This is a genomic window from Brevundimonas lutea (genome assembly GCF_003704105.1).
GTDB lineage: Bacteria > Pseudomonadota > Alphaproteobacteria > Caulobacterales > Caulobacteraceae > Brevundimonas > Brevundimonas lutea.
On the sequence record NZ_QUOQ01000005.1, the window covers coordinates 262,998 to 280,374 of the forward strand.

A 17,377-nucleotide genomic window follows, 5' to 3' on the forward strand; every position below is an offset into this window, starting at 1 on the left:
GTGACCGCCGCCCCCGGCTACATCGCCGATCGCCAGCGGCTGGAGATGGATCGCCTGCGCGCCCGCGCCGACGCCAACCGATACGAGGCCGACCGCAACCGCTTCGAGTCGCAGCTGACCATCCAGGACCTTCGCGCCCGCCGCCAGCCGGCCCCGGCCGCCGAGCCCTCGGTTCGCATCCTGCGCTCGCCGGAAGATGAGCGCGCCGCGCGGGAAGCCGCTACCGCCCGCCGCGAAACGGTCCAGGGACAGACCGCCCAGATCGACACCTGGCTGGATCGCGGCGACGACTGAGCGGCGCTGGGATACAGGCGCTGCAACCTGCTACCCTCCCGACTCGCATGACCATCCGCCGCCTGCCGCCCGAGACCGTCAACCGCATCGCCGCCGGCGAGGTGGTCGAGCGGCCGTCCAGCGCCGTCAAGGAGCTGGTCGAGAACGCGCTCGACGCCGGCGCCCGCGCCATCCTGGTCCAGGCCGAGGGCGGCGGCCTGAACCGGCTGCTGATCGCCGACGACGGCAAGGGCATGACGGCCGAGGAGCTGCCGCTGGCCATCGAGCGCCACGCCACGTCGAAGCTCGAGCCCGACGATGCCGGCGACGTCGATCTGCTGCGCATCGCCACCCTGGGCTTTCGCGGCGAGGCCCTGCCCTCGATTGGCTCGGTCGCCCGCCTGACGATCGCCAGCCGCGCGCGCGGCCATGACACCGCCCATCAGGTGACGGTCGAGGCGGGCGACCAGCGCGCCGTCGCGCCCTCAGCCTTCCCCGGCCCGCACGGCGCGCGGGTCGAGGTCCGTGATCTGTTCTACGCCACCCCCGCCCGGCTCAAGTTCATGAAGTCCGAGCGCGCCGAGGCCATGGCCATCACCGAGGAGGTCCGCCGCCAGGCCATGGCCCATGAGGGCGTCGCCTTCACGCTTGAGATCGACGGCCGCGCCGTCCTGCGACTGCCCGCCGAACATCCGGGGCCACAGGGCCGCCTCGCCCGCCTCGCCGCCCTGCTGGGACGCGACTTCGAGGCTAACGCCCTCCTGATCGATCAGGAGCGGGACGGGGTGCGGCTCACGGGCTACGCTGGTCTCCCCACCTATTCGCGCGGCAACGCGGCGCACCAGTTCCTGTTCGTCAACGGCCGCCCGGTAAAGGACCGGCTGCTGCAGGGAGCGTTGCGCGGCGCCTACGCCGACTTTCTGGCCCGCGACCGGCACCCGGCCGCCGTCCTCTTCCTCGATCTCGACCCGCTCTATGTCGATGTGAACGTCCACCCCGCCAAGGCCGAGGTGCGATTCCGCGACCCGTCCGGCGTGCGCGGCCTGATCGTCGGCGGCTTGCGCCACGCGCTGCACGCCGCCGGCCACCGCGCCTCGACGACGGTGGCGGACAATGTGCTGGCGGGCTTCACCGCGCACCAAGGAGCGCCGCCCAGCCCCGGCTACACGCTGCCGCCCAGCTCTCAGGGCTACAGCGGCTGGCAGGGCTGGTCCGCTCCCGCCACGACCCACGTCCTCCCCGGCCTCAACGAACGCAGCGCCCGCGTTGAGGCGGGCGCGGAGCCCTTCACCACTCACGACTCACGGCTCACCACTCACGACCCCATCGACCACCCCCTCGGCGCCGCCCGCGCCCAGCTGCACGGCACCTACATCGTCGCCCAGACCCGAGACGGCCTGGTGGTGGTCGACCAGCACGCCGCCCACGAGCGCCTGGTCTATGAGCGGATGAAGACCCAGATGGCCGAGGGCCAGGTCACCCGCCAGGCCCTGCTGGCCCCCGAGGTGGTCGAGCTGGACCCCGCCGAGGCCGAGCGCGTCTCGTCCGCCGCCGACCAGCTGGCCGAGCTGGGCCTGATCCTCGAGCCCTTCGGCTCGGGCGCCGTCCTGGTGCGTGAGACCCCGGCCCTGCTCGGAGACACCGACGTCCAGGGCCTGATCCGCGACATCGCCGACGACCTGATCGAACACGGCGCGGCCCTCAGCCTCAAGGAACGCCTCGCCGCCATCTGCGGCACCATGGCCTGCCACGGCAGCGTCCGCGCCGGTCGCGTCCTCTCCGCGCCCGAGATGAACGCCCTCCTGAGACAGATGGAAGCCACCCCCCACTCAGGCCAATGCAACCACGGCCGCCCGACCTATGTGGAACTCAAACTCGCCGACCTCGAGCGGCTGTTCGGAAGACGCTGACCGATGACGACCGCTCGCCTGATCTCCCTCGCCCTCACCCTTGTTCTGCTGGGCGGCTGCGCGGGCATGATCCGCGACCGGGTCTTCCTGCCGTCCCGTATGGCCGAGACTCCCGCCTGGACCCGCGCGCCCGAGCCGGTCAACGTCAGCACGGCCGACGGCCTGACCCTGAGCGGCCTCTATTGGGCGCCTCAGTCGCCGCATCGGGACATCGTCGTCTATTTCCACGGCAACGGCGGTAATCTGAACCGCGACGGCGCCTATGCAGAGCCGCTGGCCGCCGACGGACGCGGCCTGCTGATGACCAGCTATCGCGGTTACTCCGGCAACCCCGGCCGGCCGACCGAGGTGGGCCTTTCCGCCGACGCCGACGCCTTCCTGGCCGAGGCGCGTCGCCGCCTCCCTTCCGGCGGAAAGCTCTATCTGTTCGGCCATTCGCTGGGCGGAGCGGTCGCGCTCAGCCTCGCGTCCCGCGCCCCGGTCGATGGGGTCGCCACCCTGGGGACGTTCGGGGCCATCGGCGATCTGGCCCCCGTGATCGTGCGCGGCGTCATGCCCGATCGCTTCGACAATCGTCAGGCCATTCGTCGCGCCACCGCGCCCGTCACCCTGTTGCACGGCACCGCCGACCCGATTGTCCCCTTCACCGCCGCCGAACAGCTCCGCGACGCTTCGGGCGGCGCCGCTAGGGTCGTTCCCCTCCCCGGCGCCGACCACCATCCCTCGATGACCCGCCTCGCGCCAATGGTCTGGAGTGCTCTGGAGGGGGGTGCGGAGATCGACCTGGCTACGGAGCCCGACACAACGCGGCAGTAAGCGGCCCGCTTCGCCAGATCAGGGCTCAGCCCGCTTCGGCGGCCGCAGCCATGTCGCGTTCGATCAATCGTTCGCGCACCTCGGCGGGTGCCGCCTCGGCCCAACTCAGCAGCTTGTCCAGCACAGGGCACAGGGACTGGCCCCACTCGGTCAGGTGATACTCCACCTTCGGCGGCACCTGGGGGTGAACGATGCGGCCGACGACGCCATCCTGTTCGAGCTGGCGCAGCTGCTGGATCAGCATCTTCTGCGAAACACCCGGTATGGCCCTCTCGAGTTCAGAGAACCGGCGCACGTTCGACCCGAACAGCTGGAACAGGATCACCAGCTTCCATCGGCCCTCCAGAATCCGGATCACGTTCTGGGCGCTCTGCGCCGCTGTTTGGGGCGTGTAGGTCTCGCGATCACCTTTCGGTGGGTACCTTACTTTTTTGTCTGTACTTGCCATTCGGCGAGCGTATTTCCAGTTTGGATCGAACGCAACGATCAAGCCGGAGCCACCGATGATCGACGATCTGCCCAAACCGATTTCCGACTATGTCCAGGCCAATGCCCGGCTCGATCTCGACGGGATGCTGCGACCTTTCGCACCGGATGCTGTCGTGCGGGACGACGGCGGGCGTCATGTGGGGACCGAGGCGCTGCGGCGCTGGATCCAGGACGCGACGATCGCCAGCGCCGCCATCTTCACGCCGGACACCGTGCGCCATCAGGACGGTCTGGTGGTCCTCGAAGGGCCGACGCACGGTAATTTCGCCGGCAGTCCCCTCCGCTTCACCCTGCGCTTCGGCATCGACGACGAGCACATCCGCTCGCTGGACGTCTCGCTGTGAGCGCGCGCATCGACCCTTTGGAGTTCGCCGACCGGCGCGTGCTGGTCACCGCCGGGACCAAGGGCGCGGGTCGGGCGACCGTCGAGCGGTTCGTCGCGGGAGGCGCTCGGGTCCTGACGACCGCCCGAGCCGCCCCACCCACGCCATCCGCCGCCGTTTTCGTCCCGGCCGACCTGACCAAGACCGAAGGCTGCGAGGCCGTGGCCCGGGCGGTTGCTGACCAGCTGGGCGGTGTGGACATTGTGGTCCACGGCTGGGAGGCTCGTCCGCGCCGTCGGGCGGCTTCATGGCCCTGACCGACGACCACTGGCAGGCCGAACTGGATCTGAACCTGATGCCGGCGGTCCGCCTGGATCGTCTGCTCGCCCCCCAGATGATCGACCGGGGGTTCGGCTCCATCGTTCACGTCTCGTCCATCCAGCGCACCCTGCCGCTTCCCGAGTCGACGACGGCCTATGCCGCGGCCAAGGCGGCGCTCTCGGTCTACAGCAAGGCGCTCTCCAAGGAACTCGGCCCTCGCGGCGTGCGGGTGAATGTCGTTTCTCCCGGGTGGATCGCCAGCGAGGCGTCGACCGCCCTTCTCCAAAGGATCGCGGACGGAACGGGCGGCGACATCGAGGACGCTCGTCAGAGCGTGCTGGCGGCGTTGGGCGGTATTCCCCTGGGCCGCGCGGCTGAGCCGTCGGAGGTCGCCGAACTGATCGCCTTCCTCGCTTCCGACCGCGCGGCCGCGATTCACGGAGGCGAATACGTCATAGACGGCGGGACCATCCCAACCCGCTGAACGCGACATCCCTATCGCTTCAGGAGGCGGACGCCGCGCCGCCCTGCTAATAGGCTGTCATGCCCTCCATCCTGTTCGTCTGCCTCGGCAACATCTGTCGCTCGCCCCTGGCCGAGGCGGCCCTGCGGGAGGCCGCGCGCCGCCGCGATCTCGACCTGACCCTAGACTCCGCCGGGACCGGGGACTGGCATGCGGGCGAGCCGCCGGATCCGCGCGCCGTCGCCGTGGCGGCGCGGCATGGCGCAGACATCTCGGGCCTGCGCGCCCGTCAGGTGACGCCGGGCGACTTCATTCGCTTCGATCACATCGTGGCGCTGGACCACGACAACCTCGAAAACCTGCGCCGCCTCGCCCCGGCCGACGCGACCGCCCGCCTCAGCCTGCTGCTCGACCACGTGCCCGGCCGCGAGGGGCAGGCGGTGGCCGATCCCTGGTTCGGGGCGGCCGAGGGCTTCGACGTGACCTGGGCCGAGGTCACCGCCGCCGCCGAAGGCCTTCTGGACGGGGTGCTCAAGCCCCGCCGGTGATCCGCGCCCAGATACGGCGGCGCGCCTCGAAGACGGTGACACCCAGGGCCGCCGCGCAGGTCCAGAACAGCGCCTCGGTCGCCAGGGCCGCGACGATGGCCAGGACGAAGATCGTCCCGCGCGTGGCGTCCATCCACAGCCCGACGCCCAGCGCGATCCAGGCCGAGACGGCGGCGACGGCCAGCAGCGCCGCCAGGGTCCACAGCCAGCGGCGACCGCGCCGGGCCAGCCCAGGCTTGTCGGTGGCGGCTTCTGCGGCGAGGGGTTCGGTGGTCATGGCGTGTCCTTTCCGGTGAAAATCGGGTCTCGCCGTGAAAGTCTCGGGCCGTCAGAGAGTCTTTCATCCCGAGGTCGAACTTTCTGCACGGAGACGCCCCCTGAAGCGGGATCGGGATTTCGAGGCGGTGATGGCGGCGCACGGCGGCATGCTGGCGCGCATCGCCTCGGCCTATGAGGCCGACCGCGCCCGGCGCGAGGAGCTGGTTCAGGAGATGCTCCTGGCCGTCTGGCGCGCTTTGCCCCGGTTTCGCGGCGAGGCGCCGGTCAAGGCCTTCATCGCCCGTGTCGCCCACAACCGCGCCGTCACCCATGTCGCCCGCGAGGCCGCCGAGCCGCGCCGCCAGCCATTGGACGAGGCCGCCCCCTCCGACGCCCCCGATCCGCATCAGGCGGCCGAGGCGGCCGACATGCAGGCGCGGCTGGCCGAGGCGGTGCGCGCCCTGCCGCTGTCCCTGCGCCAGCCGGCCCTGCTGACCCTGGAAGGCTTCGCCCCGGCCGAGATCGCCGATCTGCTGGGCCTGAACGCCAACACCGTCTCGATCCGCCTGACCCGCGCCAAGGCCGCCCTGCGCGCCCGACTGAACCCGGAGCTCCAGCCATGACCCGCGACCCCGACGACTGGTCCGACCTCAGCCGGACCTGGACCGAGCCCGGCGGCGCGCCGGCGCCCGACGCCCGACTGCTGCGCGCCGTCCGCCGCCGCGACCTGATCGCGCGCCTGAACTTCTATGGCGAGGTCGGGGGCGCCATCGTCGCCGCCGGCCTGTTCCTTTGGCTGGCGGTCGATAGCCAGATCGGCTGGCCACCGGCGTCGGTGGCCGTAGGCTTCTGCGCCTTCGCCCTGGTCCTGACCCTGTGGGCTCGCCGGGCGGCGCCGCCGGTTCTGGACGACACACCCGCCGAGGCCGTGCGCACCGCGCTGGATCAGGCCCGGGCCGGGGCGCGGTGGGGCTGGTGCGGACTTGCCGTCACGGCGGCGGCGGGCGTCACCCTGGCCTCGATGTATCTGCTGGAGCCGATCCCCGACCGCCTGGTCGCGGCCGTGGCCGCTGGCGGGCTGGCCCTGGCGGCCTTCGCGGTCGGCTATGGAGTCCACATCCGCCGCTGCCGCCGCCGCATCGACCGCCATCAGCGCGCCCTGTCGGAGATGGACGCCGGTTAGAGGACCAGCGCCTCCAGCTCAGGACCCGCGTCGCCGCCGCCGACCACGCGCCCGCCGGCGATGGCGAAGACCACGCCCCGGATCGAGACCGCCGCCAGGCCGTGGCGCGGCGTGGTCATCGGCGGCCCGGCGCTCCAGGCGTCGGCATCCACATCGTACAGCCAGGTCTCGGCGAACACCCCGCCGCCCCCGGACCCGCGCGGCCCAAACCACTCGCCCCCAAACGCCGCCAGACGCCCGTCGCCCAGCACCCCCAGCGCCAGGCCGCCGCCCACCTGCTGACCGGTGGGGGAGGGCGGGATCGGCGCCCGCGCCTCCCAGGCGTCGCGCGCCGGGTCATAGCGGTCCAGCCGGCCCGTGCCGCCGCCCTCGACCGTGCGACCGCCCGCCACCCAAAGGGCTCCGTCATGAACCACGCCGGCCGCGCTGTTTCGCGCCATCGGCAGCGGCGCCCGCTGGCTCCACTGGCCGGAGGCAACCTCGAACACCCGGTGCGTGGCGATGTCGCCCTGATCGCTCCATTCGCCGTTCGCGGCGCCCGTCGGGGCCCGCCCGCCGATCAGGTGGATGCGCCCGTCGTGAACCAGCCCGACCGTCTCGGCCTGGGGCGCGGGCAGGCGGGTGACCTCGCGCCAGCCGTCGCCCTCCAGCACCCAAGCCTCGGTCGTGGAGGTCCAGTCCCCGGCCTCGGACCGGCCATAGCCGCCCAGGGCGAACGCCGCTCCGCCGACCGAGACAATCATTGGATGATGCCGGGGCGCCGGCAGCCGCGCCGTCTCGGACCAGACATCGGCGCCGGGGTCGTAGAGGAAGCTGCGGTCGCTGATGAACAGCCCGTCCTCGCGCCCGTCCAGTCCGCCGGCGGTCAGGATCCGCCCGCTCCATTCGGCGGCGTAGATCTCCTGAACCTCCAGCGGCATCGCCGCCAGCACGCGCCAGGTCGGCGCCCTTCGGCCAGGCGACGCCGTCGCGCACCCCGCAAGCCCGACCAGGCCCAGCCCGGCCGCCCCTGCCATCAGTCCGCGTCGATCGATCATGGTCCGCCCCTTCAGGCGGCGCGTCTCAGGAACAGCACCCGCGCCGCGCCATAGTCGCGGGCATCGAGCCGCTCGTAGCCGGGCGTGTCAATCTCGGGCTCGTCCGAGCCGCGCTCGAACACCACCAACGCCCCGGGCTTAAGCCAGTCGCCCTCGACCAGGCGCGCCAGGGTCTGTTCGCCCAGCCCCTGCCGATAGGGCGGATCGAGGAAGGCCAGGTCGAAGGCCTCGCCCGCCGAGCCGGGCCGGACCCCCAGGTCGGTGGCGCTGCGCCGATGCACCCGCGTCTTGCCGAACAGCCCGAAAGCCTCGGCGTTCTCGCGGATGGCGCCGCGCGCCCCGTCGTCCGTCTCCACGAAGAGGCAGAAACCGGCCCCCCGGCTGATCGCCTCGAAGCCCAGAGCGCCGGACCCGGCGTACAGGTCGAGCACCCGCTCCCCCTCCATCGGTTCGGACCAGGCCGCATGCTCCAGCACATTGAACACGGCTTGCCGAGCCCGGTCCGAGGTCGGCCGCGTCCCTTGCCCCTCGGGCGTAACCAGAGCCCGCCCGCGAAAGGCGCCGCCGACGATCCGCATGGTCTAGCCCTTGCGAGGGCCGCCGGGACCACGCGGACCCCGAGGCGCGCCGCCGGCGGGACGTCCGCCAGGCTTGCCTCCCGGCTTGCCGCCGAATCCGCGAGGCCCAGAGCCGGGTTTGCCGCCGGGCTTGCCGCCGGGCCGTCCACCCGGACGATCGTCCGACGGCCGTTCGGCGTTCGACCGAGGCTTGAAGTCGCGCTTGGGCCGATCGCTGGCCACGCCTTCGCCGCGAGGTTGGAAATCCCGCTTCGGCCGATCTCCAGGACCCTCGGCGCGCGGTTTGAAATCTCGCTTGGGACGATCGTCCCGGGCCGCGCCGTCGCGGGGTTTGAAGTCGCGCTTCGGACGCTCGCCTTCCTGGCCCTCGCGCGGCTTGAACGGCCGCTTGGGCCGCGTGTCCGTACGCGGCGCCGCCTTGGCCCAGCCGACCTTCTTCGGAGGCCGCTTCGCCGCATCGGCCCCAGCCTCGGCCGCCGCCTCGGCCGCGCGCACCCGGCTGGGTTTGCGCGAGGGGTCCGAGATGGCCGAGCCCGAGCGGCCCTTGACGATCGCGCCCTGCGGCCGCCGTCCGGGGATCGGCGCGGGCGTCTCTACAGTGTTGCCGGTCGGCAGGGTCTCGGGCCGGATATGCTCGCTCAACAGCTCGCGGATCACGCGGGGGCCGACCTCCTCGACCGAGCCCAGCGGCAGGGTGCCCAGCTGGAACGGGCCATAGGCCAGGCGGATCAGTCGATTGACCGTCAGGCCGATGCTCTCGAGCACCTTCCTGACCTCGCGGTTCTTGCCCTCGGTGATCGACACCGAGACCCACAGATTGGCGCCGCCGCGCTCCTCGTCGCGCGCGCCCTCCTTGGCCTTGTCCAGGGTCGCCTCGATGGGGCCATAGCGGACCCCGTCGACCACGCAGCCGTCCTTCAGCCTGTCCAGATCGGCCTGGGTCGCCCGGCCTCGCGCGCGGGCCCGGTACTGGCGCACCCAGCCGGTGGTCGGCATCTCCAGCGCCCGGCTCAGCTCGCCGTCGTTGGTCAGCAGGAGCAGGCCCTCGGAATTGATGTCCAGCCGCCCGACCGAGATCACCCGCGGCAGGGTCGAGGGCAGGCTGTCGAACACCGTCGGTCGCCCGGCCGGATCATTGTGGGTGGTCATCAGCCCGACCGGCTTGTGATAGCGCCACACCCGCGTCGCCTGGGCCGAGCCGATCGGCTTGCCGTCCACCGTGATCACATCGTCGCGCGTCACCAGGGTGGCGGCGGTGTCCAGGATACGGCCGTTCAGCGCCACCTTGCCCAGGCCGATCAGCCGTTCGACCTCGCGGCGCGAGGCGATGCCGGCGCGCGCCATGACCTTGGCGATCCGCTCCTGCCGCAGGGGCGCGGCGGCCGCCTTGTCGCCGGGCTTCCCGGCTCCGGGTTTGCCGCCCGGCTTTCCGCCCGGCCGGTCCTTGAAACCAGGCTTGGCGCCCTCGCCACGGGACTTGGACCCGTCGCTACGCTTTTCGTCTTGACGCGGACGCGGGGTCCGGGCGCTGTCTTTGGGATGGCGATCCATGATGAGCGGTTCATGCGCATGGCGCTCGACCTCGCGCAAGCGGCGGCGGACGCGGGCGAGGCCCCGATCGGCGCCGTCCTGGTCGACGAGGCGACCGGCGAGGTGGTGGCCACCGGCGCCAACCGACCCATCGGCGACCACGACCCCACCGCCCATGCCGAGATCGTGGCCCTGCGCGCGGCGGGCCAGGCGCGCGGCAACTATCGGCTCACGGGTCTGACCCTCTATGTGACGCTGGAGCCCTGCGCCATGTGCGCCGGCGCGATCAGCCACGCCCGCATCGCCCGCGTGGTCTGGGGCGCGGACGACCCAAAGGGCGGCGCCCTGGCCCACGGCCCACGTCTCTATGATCAGCCCACCCTCCACTGGAAGCCCTCCATCGAAGGCGGACTGCTTGCCCAGGAAGCGGGCGACCTGCTGCGCGGCTTTTTCCGCGCGCGGCGCGGCCGGAACGGCCCCGCTTGAGAGACGTTCAGCGCCCATGACCGCGCGCGCCCGGCTGATCGCCCCCGTTTTGATCCTGGCCTCGGCCGTGTCGCTGGCCGCCTGCGGCGAGGAAGCCAGCCCGACCAACGCTCCCGACAGCGCCGCCCTGGTCAAGCAGCGCGCCATCGACGCCCAGACCACCCGCAAGCGCACCGGCGCCGAGATTCAGGAGCGGATCACCAACCGCGTCGTGCGCGCCGTCTACATCTGCAACAACGGCGAGCGCCTGTCGGTGGATTTCGACAACGCCCGCGAAATGGCCACGGTCCGGCAATCCACCGGCGAGGCTGTCGATCTGCGTCAGGAGCGCGCCGCCGACGGCATCTGGTACCTCGCCTCCGGCTATGAGCTCAGGGGCTCTGGCGGCATGGCGACCTGGACCGCCGGTGACCGCGACCCCACTGAATGTCGCGCCGTCGACTGACGGGGGTTCCGCGCCCCGGCGCGAGCGTCTAAATCTCCCGGCCAGTGAAACGGCGGAGCCTCCCGGCCCCATGCGCATCGTCCTCGCCACCGACGCCTGGGAGCCCCAGGTCAACGGCGTCGTCCGAACCCTGACCCGCACCGTCGCGGAATGCCGCGCCATGGGCCACGAGGTCGAGGTGATCGAGCCCAGCCAGTTCAAGACCATTCCCTGCCCGACCTATCCGGAGATCCGCCTGGCCCTGGGCGCCGAGGAGGAAATCCGCGAACGGCTGCGCGCCTTCGAGCCCGAGGCCGTCCACGTCGCCACCGAAGGGCCGATCGGCATCGCCACTCGCCGCATCTGCGTGGAGTGGAAACTGCCCTTCACCACCAGCTACCACACCAAGTTCCCGGAATATGTCTCGGCCAGGTTCCCGATCCCGGTGGGGGTCGGCTACGCCTATATGAAGTGGTTCCACAAGCCGTCCGGCCGGCTGATGGTGGCCACGCCGACCATGCGCGACGAGCTGACGGCGCACGGTTTCCGCAACGTCTCGCCCTGGTCGCGCGGGGTCGACACCGAGCTGTTCAACCCCGACCTGAAACCGATCTATGACGAGCTGGGCGGGAAGGGCTGGCCCCGGCCCTTCTTCCTGAATGTCGGCCGGGTGGCGGTGGAGAAGAACATCGAGGCCTTCCTCGAGACCGACCTGCCGGGCACCAAGATCATCGTCGGCGACGGCCCGGCCCGCGAGGAGCTGGCCCGGAAGTATCCCAAGGCCAAGTTCCTGGGCGCTAGGTTCGGCGAGGAGCTGGCCCGCTGCTTCGCCGACGCCGACGTCTTCGTCTTCCCGTCGTGGACCGACACCTTCGGCCTCGTGATCCTTGAGGCGATGGCGGCGGGCACACCGGTCGCCGCCTATCCTGCGCACGGGCCGATCGACATCATCCCGGGCTCCGACGCCGGCGCTATCGACGACGATCTGAGGACCGCCGCGCTCAAGTGCCTGGAGCTGGATCGCAAGACAGTGCGGGCCTATGCGGAGAAGTTCAGCTGGCGCGCCTCGGCCGAGGAGTTCGTGCAGAACCTGCACGTCTATCCCGAGCCGGAGAAGACCCGCTTCTGGCGCCGGCTGCGCCGCCTGGCGCGCGTCCGGAACCGCGCGGCCTGAGGCTTACAGCCCGCCCGTCATCGCCAGCCCGGCCAACCCCACGATTCCCACCGCGATCCGCCACCAGGCGAAGGGCGCGAAGCCGTGGCGGGTGACGAAGTCCAGCACTGCCTTGACCACCACCAGGGCCGTCAGGAACGCCGCGACGAAGCCGACGGCGATCAGGCCGAAGTCCGAAAAGTCCAGCACCGCCCGGTTCTGCAGCAGGTCCCAGGCCACCGCCGCGCCCATGGTCGGCAGGGCGAGGAAGAAGCTGAACTCCGCCGCCGCCCGCTTGCTGACGCCCAGCAGCATGCCGCCGACCACCGTGGCCCCCGACCGCGACACGCCCGGGATCATGGCCAGGCACTGGAAAAGTCCGACCAGCAGGCAGGTCCGCCACGGCATCAGGCTGGCGTCGGCATGGCGCACGCTCAGCTCCAGCCGGTCTATCCACAACAGGATGATCCCGCCCAGGATCAGGGCGAGGCAGATCACCACCGGGGTCTCGAACAGCACCAGCTTGATGAAGTCATAGGCGAAGAAGCCGATCACGGCCGCCGGCAGGAAGGCCACAATCAGTCCAAGCAGAAACCGCCGCGCCGCCGGATCGAACGGCCACCGCGTGGCCAGGGCCCACAGCCGCTGGAAATAGACGGTGAAGATGGCCAGCAGGGCGCCCAGCTGGATGACGATCTCAAAGGTCTTGCCGGTGCTCTCGAAACCGAGAAAGTGGCCCAGCAGCAGCAGATGCCCGGTCGAGGACACGGGGATGAACTCGGTCAGCCCCTCGATGACGCCAAGGATCAGGGCGATCAGCCAGTCGTTCATCAAGGCGGAGACATCCTGGGTTGGCGCGGACAGCCGTCAGTGGCCGCCGGGTTCCGGTCCCACATAGCGCAGCCGCGCCCGGATCGGCGAGCCCTCGATCGCCTGATCCACCGCATGGGCCAACAGGCCGGCGGTGCGGCCCAGCAGATAGAGATCGATCGGCGTCTGGCGCGGCAGGTCAAGCGTCCGCGCGAGCAGGGCCAGCGACAGGGCGAAGGCTGGGGGCTGGCCGGTCAGGGCGCGGCCCGCCTCGGCCACGGCGGCCAGGTCCGACGCGGGGGTGAAGGCCGCCAGAAGCGCCGCCGCCCGCGGATCGCCCATCGGATAGGCGGCATGGCCGAAGCCCGGCAGGTGACCCTCGGCCTCGAACCGCCGCGCCAGGGCCGCGTCGGGATCGCGGCGCGCCTCATTGACCAGGTCGATGGCCTCGCCCAGCGGCGCCGAGATCGACGGTCCGGTCAGGGCCATGACCCCGGCCAGGGCGGCGGCGGCCGGTCCGGCGCCGGCGTCGGCGGCCGCGCGGGTGGCCAGGACGGCGGCGTCCATCTCGTGGTCGGCGGCCAGCACCAGGGCCCGTCGGATCAGGTCGCCATCCTTCTCCAGAACCCGCCAGCCGCGCGCCAGCCGCTGGTGCAGGTACGATCTCGGCCCGGGTCCGGCAACGGCGTCGACCATGTCGCTGAGCGCGCCGGCCGCTTCTCGGCGCAGCTGGGCGGCGTCGCGACCGGTCGCCGTGGCGTCCTCGGCGGCGTGCTGGGACAGCACCACGATCATCTTGGCGCGCGCCATTCCCGGAACCTGGACTCCCAGGCGCGGGCGCAGATTGGCGAAGGGATTGTCGTCTGCCGCCATCAGGATGCGAAACGCATCCTCAAGCGTCGCCTTCTCGGCCAGCTTCATGGCGTCGTGACCGCGGTAGATCAGCCGGCCTCGCGCCACCACGCTGACCGCGCTCTCGATCGAGGCCTCGCCTCGACCGGAAACGCCAGCGAAGGAAATCGGGGCGGCGGCCTCCGTGTCCCCCTTGAGCCGGGCCACATCGGCGGCGGCGTACAGACTGCGTCGCGGGTTCTCGGGATCGGGCCGGGCGGCGATCCGTCCTCGGCTGACATAGGCGTAGAGGGTCTGGCTCTTCACCCCCAGGCGCTCCAGCGCCTCGCCCCGTTCGATCCAATCGCGCGCGGCCTGCCCCATGCGCTACTCCGTACTGGCGACCGGTGACGACCGCGTGATGAGGCGCCGACCCTTCCGCCCTCCTGTGGCGAGGCTGTGGCGACCCGCAAAAAATGATGAGCGACCTGTGTAAGGCGAACGGCCGGTCATTGCCACCCGGGCCGGGCCGCGCCAAAAGCCGGCATGGCCGAGACCTCCCCGCCCTCCGCCGTCGCCTCCGGCGGCCCGTCCTCAATGGGACCGGGCCTGCGACTGGGCCTGGTCATCGCGGTTCTGGCCTTTGGTCTCGCCGCCTCGGGCTCCGTCTCCGTCTTCGCCCTGCTTGTCTGCACGGCGCTGGATCTCTTGGCCTGGACCGGCGCGATGGCCGCCGGCCGGTGGAGCGCGGGCGACATGCGGCGAGGCGCTCGCGCCCGGGCGGTGGCTGGCGTGTTCCAGTCGGGACTGGGCTTTGCGGCGGCCGCCTTCCTCGGCTGGGAGGCGCTGGGCCGCATCTTCTCGCCTCGCCCCCTGATCGTCGGCGAGTGGGGCGTGATCGCCGTGTTGCTCGCTCTCGCTGCGGCGACCGTGGCGATCTTTCTGACCCGCCGTCGCGTGCGCTCGGACGCACAGCCGCCCCTGCACGAAACCTTGGCGACGGAGCTGGCGCCGTCGCTGGTCGCCCTGATCGGCGCAGCTTCGGCGACCTGGCTGGCCGCGCCCGGTCTGGACGGCGCCGCGGCCCTGGTCATCGCCGTGTGGCTGGCCTGGGGCGCGTTCAGCCTGCTGCGCGGCGCGCTGGCGACCCTGGTCGAGCCGGGCCGCGCTTCCGATGACACAGCCGGTCCCTGGACCTCGGTAAACGGCGGTTAAGCATGGCGGGCGCACAAGGGCGGCGATGACGTCCGCCCCCAGCCTGACCCTGCACCACTATCCCTTCCACCCGGCCTCGCGCGCGGCGAGGCTGGCCCTGGGCGAAGCGCGGCTGGCGTTCAGCGAGACCATCGTGAAGCCGTGGGAGGCCGACTGTCCGCTGAGCCGCCTCAGCCCCAACGGCATGCCGCCGGTGGTCGAAGTGCATGAGCGCGGCCAGACCCTGGTGCTGGTCGAACTGGACGCCATCCTCGGCTGGCTGGAGGATCGCGCCCCCGAACCCTTCCTGCTGCCCGCCGATCCGGCCGGCCGCGCTGAGGTCCGCCGTCTGGTCGCCTTCTTCGAGCGCCGCTTCACCGACGAGGTCGATGGCGTGCTGCTGCACGAGCGGATGGAGAAGGCCCTGATGCGGCTGGGCCCGCCCGACGCCAAACAGCTGCGCGCCGGCCGCGAGACCTTGCGCGAACACATCGCCCTGCTGGAGGTGCTGGCCGGCGAACGCGACTGGCTGGCTGGCCGCCGGATGAGCGCGGCCGATCTGGTCTGCGCGGCGCATCTGTCCGTCCTCGACTATTTCGGCGAGGTTCCCTGGAAACAGGCCCCGGCGCTCAAGGAGTGGTATTCCAAGATCAAGTCGCGCCCGACCCTGCGCCCCCTGTTGTCGGACCGCTTCCCAGGCGTCATGCCCTCGGCGCACTATACCGATCTGGATTTCTGAAGGACCGACCCTTGGCCGCCGATCCGCGCGACGCCATCCGGGCCCGCGCCGAGGCGCTGGGTTTCGAGGCCTGCCGCTTCGCCTCGGCCTCCGAGCCGTGGGACGCGGGCGAGCGGCTGCGCCATTTCGTCGAGGCGGGGCGGCATGGCGAAATGGGCTGGATGGAGCGGACCCTGGATCGCCGCGCACACCCCACCGCCATGTGGTCCGAGGCCCGGACCGCTATCGTTCTGGGCATGAACTACGGCCCGCCGGACGACCCCTTACCCCAACTCGCCGACCGCTCGCGCGGCTATCTGTCGGTCTATGCCCGGGGCGACGACTACCATGACTTGATCAAGGGGCGGCTCAAGGAGCTGGCCGGCCTTGTCGCCGCCCGCACCGGACAGGACGTCAAGGTTTTCGTGGACACCGCGCCCCTGCTGGAAAAGCCTCTCGCCCAGCGCGCGGGCCTCGGCTGGCAGGGCAAACACACCAATGTCCTGTCGCGCGATCATGGCAGCTGGCTGTTTCTCGGCGTCATCCTCAGCGCCGCCCAGCTCGAGCCTGACGCGCCGGAGGGCGAGCACTGCGGCTCCTGCACGGCCTGTCTCGACGCCTGCCCGACCAACGCCTTTCCCGCGCCGTTCCAGCTGGATGCGCGGCGGTGCCTGTCCTATCTCACCATAGAATTCGCCGGACACTGGCCCGAGGAGTTCCGCGTCGCGACCGGGGCGCGCATCTATGGCTGCGACGACTGCCTGGCTGTCTGTCCCTGGAACAAGTTCGCCCAGGAAGCGCGGGAGGGGCGGCTGCAGGCGCGAGACGCCCTGGTGTCCCCGTCACTGGCCGACCTCGCCGCCCTAGACGACGCGGCCTTCCGCGCCCTGTTCGCCAAGAGCCCGGTCAAGCGCATCGGCCACGCCCGCTTCCTCAGGAACGTGCTCTACGCCATCGGCAATTCGGGCGACCAAGCGCTGCTCGAGGTCGCCCACGCCCGGCTAAATCATGATGACCCTGTGGTGGCGGATGCTGCGCGGTGGGCGGTGGGGAGGTTGGAAGCAGCCAGCCAATCTCCCTCCCCGGCAGGGGAGGGATGTCGGCGCGCCAGCGACGACGGGGTGGGAGCGGCCGGCGACCCAGGACGCACCCCCACCCGGTCGGCTCCGCCGACCACCCTCCCCCGAGGGGGAGGGAGAGGGCCTAGCGCCCCGTAAAGCTCGGCTTCCGCTTCTCCACGAACGCCGCCATGCCTTCCTTCTGGTCCTCGAAGGCGAACAGGCTGTGGAACAGCCGGCGCTCGAACTGCACGCCCTGGGTCAGGGTCGTCTCCAGCGCGGCGTTGACCATCTCCTTGTTGGCCATGACGGCCAGCGGGCTTTGCGCGGCGATGCGGGCGGCGATCTTGCGCGCCTCGTCCATCAGCGTCTCGTGCGGGAACACACGCGACGCCAGCCCGGCGCGCTCGGCCTCGGCCGCGTCCATCATCCGGGCGGTCAGCACCATGTCCATGGCCTTGGCCTTGCCCACCAGCCGGGTCAGCCGCTGCGACCCGCCGATGCCCGGCGCCACGCCCAGGTTGATCTCCGGCTGGCCGAACTTCGCCTTGTCCGAGGCCACGATGAAGTCGCACAGCATGGCCAGTTCGCAGCCGCCGCCCAAGGCGAAGCCGTTGACCGCCGCGATGATCGGCTTTCTGAACCGCGTGATCCGGTCGTGGCCCAGGGCGAAGAAATTGCCCGCATACATCTGGGCATAGGTCTGGTCGGCCATCTCCTTGATGTCGGCCCCGGCCGCGAACGCCTTGTCGCCCGACCCGGTCAGGATCAGGCAGCGCACCGTGTCGTCCTGCTCGACCGCATCCAGAAACGCCGCCAGATCCTTGAACAGCGCCGAATTCAACGCATTCAGCGCCTCGGGCCGGTTCAGCGTCACCACCGCATAGCCGTCGGCGTGACGCTCGATCAGCAGGGTGTCATATCGGTCTTGGGGGGTGGGGGCGGCGGTCATGGCGGTCTCCGTGGCGGTGGCC

General features: G+C 71.3%; 23 protein-coding genes. 15 read left to right on the top strand and 8 right to left on the bottom strand.

Features of this window, described 5'->3' with window-relative positions:
- Genes EES48_RS14885 through EES48_RS11140 form a run of 3 tightly spaced genes read left to right on the top strand, consistent with a single transcriptional unit; the run spans position 1 to position 2,999 of the window.
- Complete coding sequence (locus tag EES48_RS14885; RefSeq protein ID WP_162998127.1) at positions 1-294, top strand: hypothetical protein; 294 nt, start codon at positions 1-3, stop codon at positions 292-294.
- A 47-nt stretch (positions 295-341) separates the two neighbouring features.
- Positions 342-2,183: a DNA mismatch repair endonuclease MutL gene (mutL, locus tag EES48_RS11135; protein WP_122466802.1), complete on the top strand. Its 1,842-nt coding sequence runs from the start codon at positions 342-344 to the stop codon at positions 2,181-2,183.
- Between the two features lie 3 nt (positions 2,184-2,186).
- Positions 2,187-2,999 carry an alpha/beta hydrolase gene (locus EES48_RS11140; protein ID WP_122466804.1) on the top strand — a complete coding sequence of 271 codons (813 nt, stop codon included), beginning with the start codon at positions 2,187-2,189 and terminating at the stop codon, positions 2,997-2,999.
- A gap of 25 nt (positions 3,000-3,024) precedes the next feature.
- On the opposite strand, the gene EES48_RS11145 is transcribed toward EES48_RS11140, so the two are convergent.
- The gene (locus tag EES48_RS11145; protein WP_240623326.1) at positions 3,025-3,357 is read right to left on the bottom strand and encodes a winged helix-turn-helix transcriptional regulator; all 333 of its coding nucleotides are present in this window, start codon (positions 3,355-3,357) and stop codon (positions 3,025-3,027) included.
- A 145-nt stretch (positions 3,358-3,502) separates the two neighbouring features.
- Here EES48_RS11145 and EES48_RS11150 point away from each other — a divergent pair, with 145 nt between their 5' ends.
- Genes EES48_RS11150 through EES48_RS11160 form a run of 4 tightly spaced genes read left to right on the top strand, consistent with a single transcriptional unit; the run spans position 3,503 to position 5,143 of the window.
- Positions 3,503-3,832 carry a nuclear transport factor 2 family protein gene (locus tag EES48_RS11150; RefSeq protein WP_122466809.1) on the top strand — a complete coding sequence of 110 codons (330 nt, stop codon included), beginning with the start codon at positions 3,503-3,505 and terminating at the stop codon, positions 3,830-3,832.
- Positions 3,829-4,128 (top strand): SDR family NAD(P)-dependent oxidoreductase, encoded by a 300-nt coding sequence (locus EES48_RS15270; protein ID WP_276309618.1) that lies wholly within the window; start codon positions 3,829-3,831, stop codon positions 4,126-4,128. The genes EES48_RS11150 and EES48_RS15270 overlap by 4 nt, the downstream gene beginning before the upstream one ends.
- Positions 4,119-4,616, top strand: a complete 498-nt coding sequence (locus EES48_RS11155; RefSeq protein ID WP_276309619.1) for an oxidoreductase — start codon at positions 4,119-4,121, stop codon at positions 4,614-4,616. Before EES48_RS15270 ends, EES48_RS11155 begins: the two co-directional genes overlap by 10 nt.
- A gap of 59 nt (positions 4,617-4,675) precedes the next feature.
- Complete coding sequence (locus tag EES48_RS11160) at positions 4,676-5,143, top strand: low molecular weight protein-tyrosine-phosphatase (protein ID WP_122466810.1); 468 nt, start codon at positions 4,676-4,678, stop codon at positions 5,141-5,143.
- Here EES48_RS11160 and EES48_RS11165 read toward each other — a convergent pair.
- Positions 5,127-5,420, bottom strand: coding sequence for a hypothetical protein (locus EES48_RS11165; RefSeq protein ID WP_122466813.1), 294 nt, complete (start codon positions 5,418-5,420; stop codon positions 5,127-5,129). The genes EES48_RS11160 and EES48_RS11165 overlap by 17 nt on opposite strands.
- A 34-nt stretch (positions 5,421-5,454) precedes the next feature.
- Here EES48_RS11165 and EES48_RS11170 point away from each other — a divergent pair, with 34 nt between their 5' ends.
- Together EES48_RS11170 and EES48_RS11175 are read left to right on the top strand one after the other, a co-directional pair.
- Positions 5,455-6,024, top strand: a complete 570-nt coding sequence (locus tag EES48_RS11170; RefSeq protein ID WP_205679439.1) for an RNA polymerase sigma factor — start codon at positions 5,455-5,457, stop codon at positions 6,022-6,024.
- The gene (locus EES48_RS11175) at positions 6,021-6,584 is read left to right on the top strand and encodes a hypothetical protein (protein ID WP_122466817.1); all 564 of its coding nucleotides are present in this window, start codon (positions 6,021-6,023) and stop codon (positions 6,582-6,584) included. The genes EES48_RS11170 and EES48_RS11175 overlap by 4 nt, the downstream gene beginning before the upstream one ends.
- On the opposite strand, the gene EES48_RS11180 is transcribed toward EES48_RS11175, so the two are convergent.
- From EES48_RS11180 to EES48_RS11190, 3 genes are read right to left on the bottom strand one after another with little or no spacing between them, the layout of a single operon-like run.
- The gene (locus tag EES48_RS11180; RefSeq protein WP_122466819.1) at positions 6,581-7,621 is read right to left on the bottom strand and encodes a Kelch repeat-containing protein; all 1,041 of its coding nucleotides are present in this window, start codon (positions 7,619-7,621) and stop codon (positions 6,581-6,583) included. The genes EES48_RS11175 and EES48_RS11180 overlap by 4 nt on opposite strands.
- 11 nt (positions 7,622-7,632) lie before the next feature.
- Positions 7,633-8,199 carry a 16S rRNA (guanine(966)-N(2))-methyltransferase RsmD gene (gene rsmD / locus EES48_RS11185; protein ID WP_122466821.1) on the bottom strand — a complete coding sequence of 189 codons (567 nt, stop codon included), beginning with the start codon at positions 8,197-8,199 and terminating at the stop codon, positions 7,633-7,635.
- A gap of 3 nt (positions 8,200-8,202) precedes the next feature.
- Positions 8,203-9,750: a pseudouridine synthase gene (locus EES48_RS11190; RefSeq protein WP_122466824.1), complete on the bottom strand. Its 1,548-nt coding sequence runs from the start codon at positions 9,748-9,750 to the stop codon at positions 8,203-8,205.
- A 12-nt stretch (positions 9,751-9,762) separates the two neighbouring features.
- Between EES48_RS11190 and tadA the strand changes: the two genes are divergently transcribed.
- The 3 genes from tadA to EES48_RS11205 all read left to right on the top strand — a co-directional run bounded on the left by tadA (position 9,763) and on the right by EES48_RS11205 (position 11,813).
- The gene (gene tadA / locus EES48_RS11195; RefSeq protein ID WP_122466965.1) at positions 9,763-10,215 is read left to right on the top strand and encodes a tRNA adenosine(34) deaminase TadA; all 453 of its coding nucleotides are present in this window, start codon (positions 9,763-9,765) and stop codon (positions 10,213-10,215) included.
- Positions 10,216-10,231: 16 nt separating this feature from the next.
- Positions 10,232-10,660 (top strand): MliC family protein, encoded by a 429-nt coding sequence (locus EES48_RS11200; protein ID WP_122466825.1) that lies wholly within the window; start codon positions 10,232-10,234, stop codon positions 10,658-10,660.
- 70 nt (positions 10,661-10,730) lie between these two features.
- On the top strand, positions 10,731-11,813 hold the full coding sequence (locus tag EES48_RS11205) for a glycosyltransferase family 4 protein (protein ID WP_122466827.1): 1,083 nt from the start codon (positions 10,731-10,733) through the stop codon (positions 11,811-11,813).
- 3 nt (positions 11,814-11,816) lie between these two features.
- Here the strand turns inward: EES48_RS11205 and EES48_RS11210 are convergent, their stop codons facing one another.
- Together EES48_RS11210 and EES48_RS11215 are read right to left on the bottom strand one after the other, a co-directional pair.
- Positions 11,817-12,623: an undecaprenyl-diphosphate phosphatase gene (locus EES48_RS11210; RefSeq protein WP_122466829.1), complete on the bottom strand. Its 807-nt coding sequence runs from the start codon at positions 12,621-12,623 to the stop codon at positions 11,817-11,819.
- Between the two features lie 36 nt (positions 12,624-12,659).
- Positions 12,660-13,817, bottom strand: coding sequence for a citrate/2-methylcitrate synthase (locus EES48_RS11215; protein WP_122466831.1), 1,158 nt, complete (start codon positions 13,815-13,817; stop codon positions 12,660-12,662).
- A 162-nt stretch (positions 13,818-13,979) separates the two neighbouring features.
- Here EES48_RS11215 and EES48_RS11220 point away from each other — a divergent pair, with 162 nt between their 5' ends.
- From EES48_RS11220 to queG, 3 genes are read left to right on the top strand one after another with little or no spacing between them, the layout of a single operon-like run.
- The gene (locus tag EES48_RS11220; protein ID WP_122466833.1) at positions 13,980-14,648 is read left to right on the top strand and encodes a cation efflux transmembrane domain-containing protein; all 669 of its coding nucleotides are present in this window, start codon (positions 13,980-13,982) and stop codon (positions 14,646-14,648) included.
- 25 nt (positions 14,649-14,673) lie between these two features.
- Positions 14,674-15,366, top strand: a complete 693-nt coding sequence (gene fzlA / locus EES48_RS11225) for an FtsZ-binding protein FzlA (protein WP_122466835.1) — start codon at positions 14,674-14,676, stop codon at positions 15,364-15,366.
- Positions 15,367-15,377: 11 nt separating this feature from the next.
- Entirely contained in the window at positions 15,378-16,562 is a 1,185-nt protein-coding gene (gene queG, locus EES48_RS11230; RefSeq protein WP_122466837.1) for a tRNA epoxyqueuosine(34) reductase QueG, read from the top strand.
- On the opposite strand, the gene EES48_RS11235 is transcribed toward queG, so the two are convergent.
- Positions 16,549-17,355 carry an enoyl-CoA hydratase-related protein gene (locus EES48_RS11235; RefSeq protein ID WP_122466839.1) on the bottom strand — a complete coding sequence of 269 codons (807 nt, stop codon included), beginning with the start codon at positions 17,353-17,355 and terminating at the stop codon, positions 16,549-16,551. The two genes, queG and EES48_RS11235, sit on opposite strands and share 14 nt — an antisense overlap.
- Between the last annotated feature and the right edge of the window lie 22 nt (positions 17,356-17,377).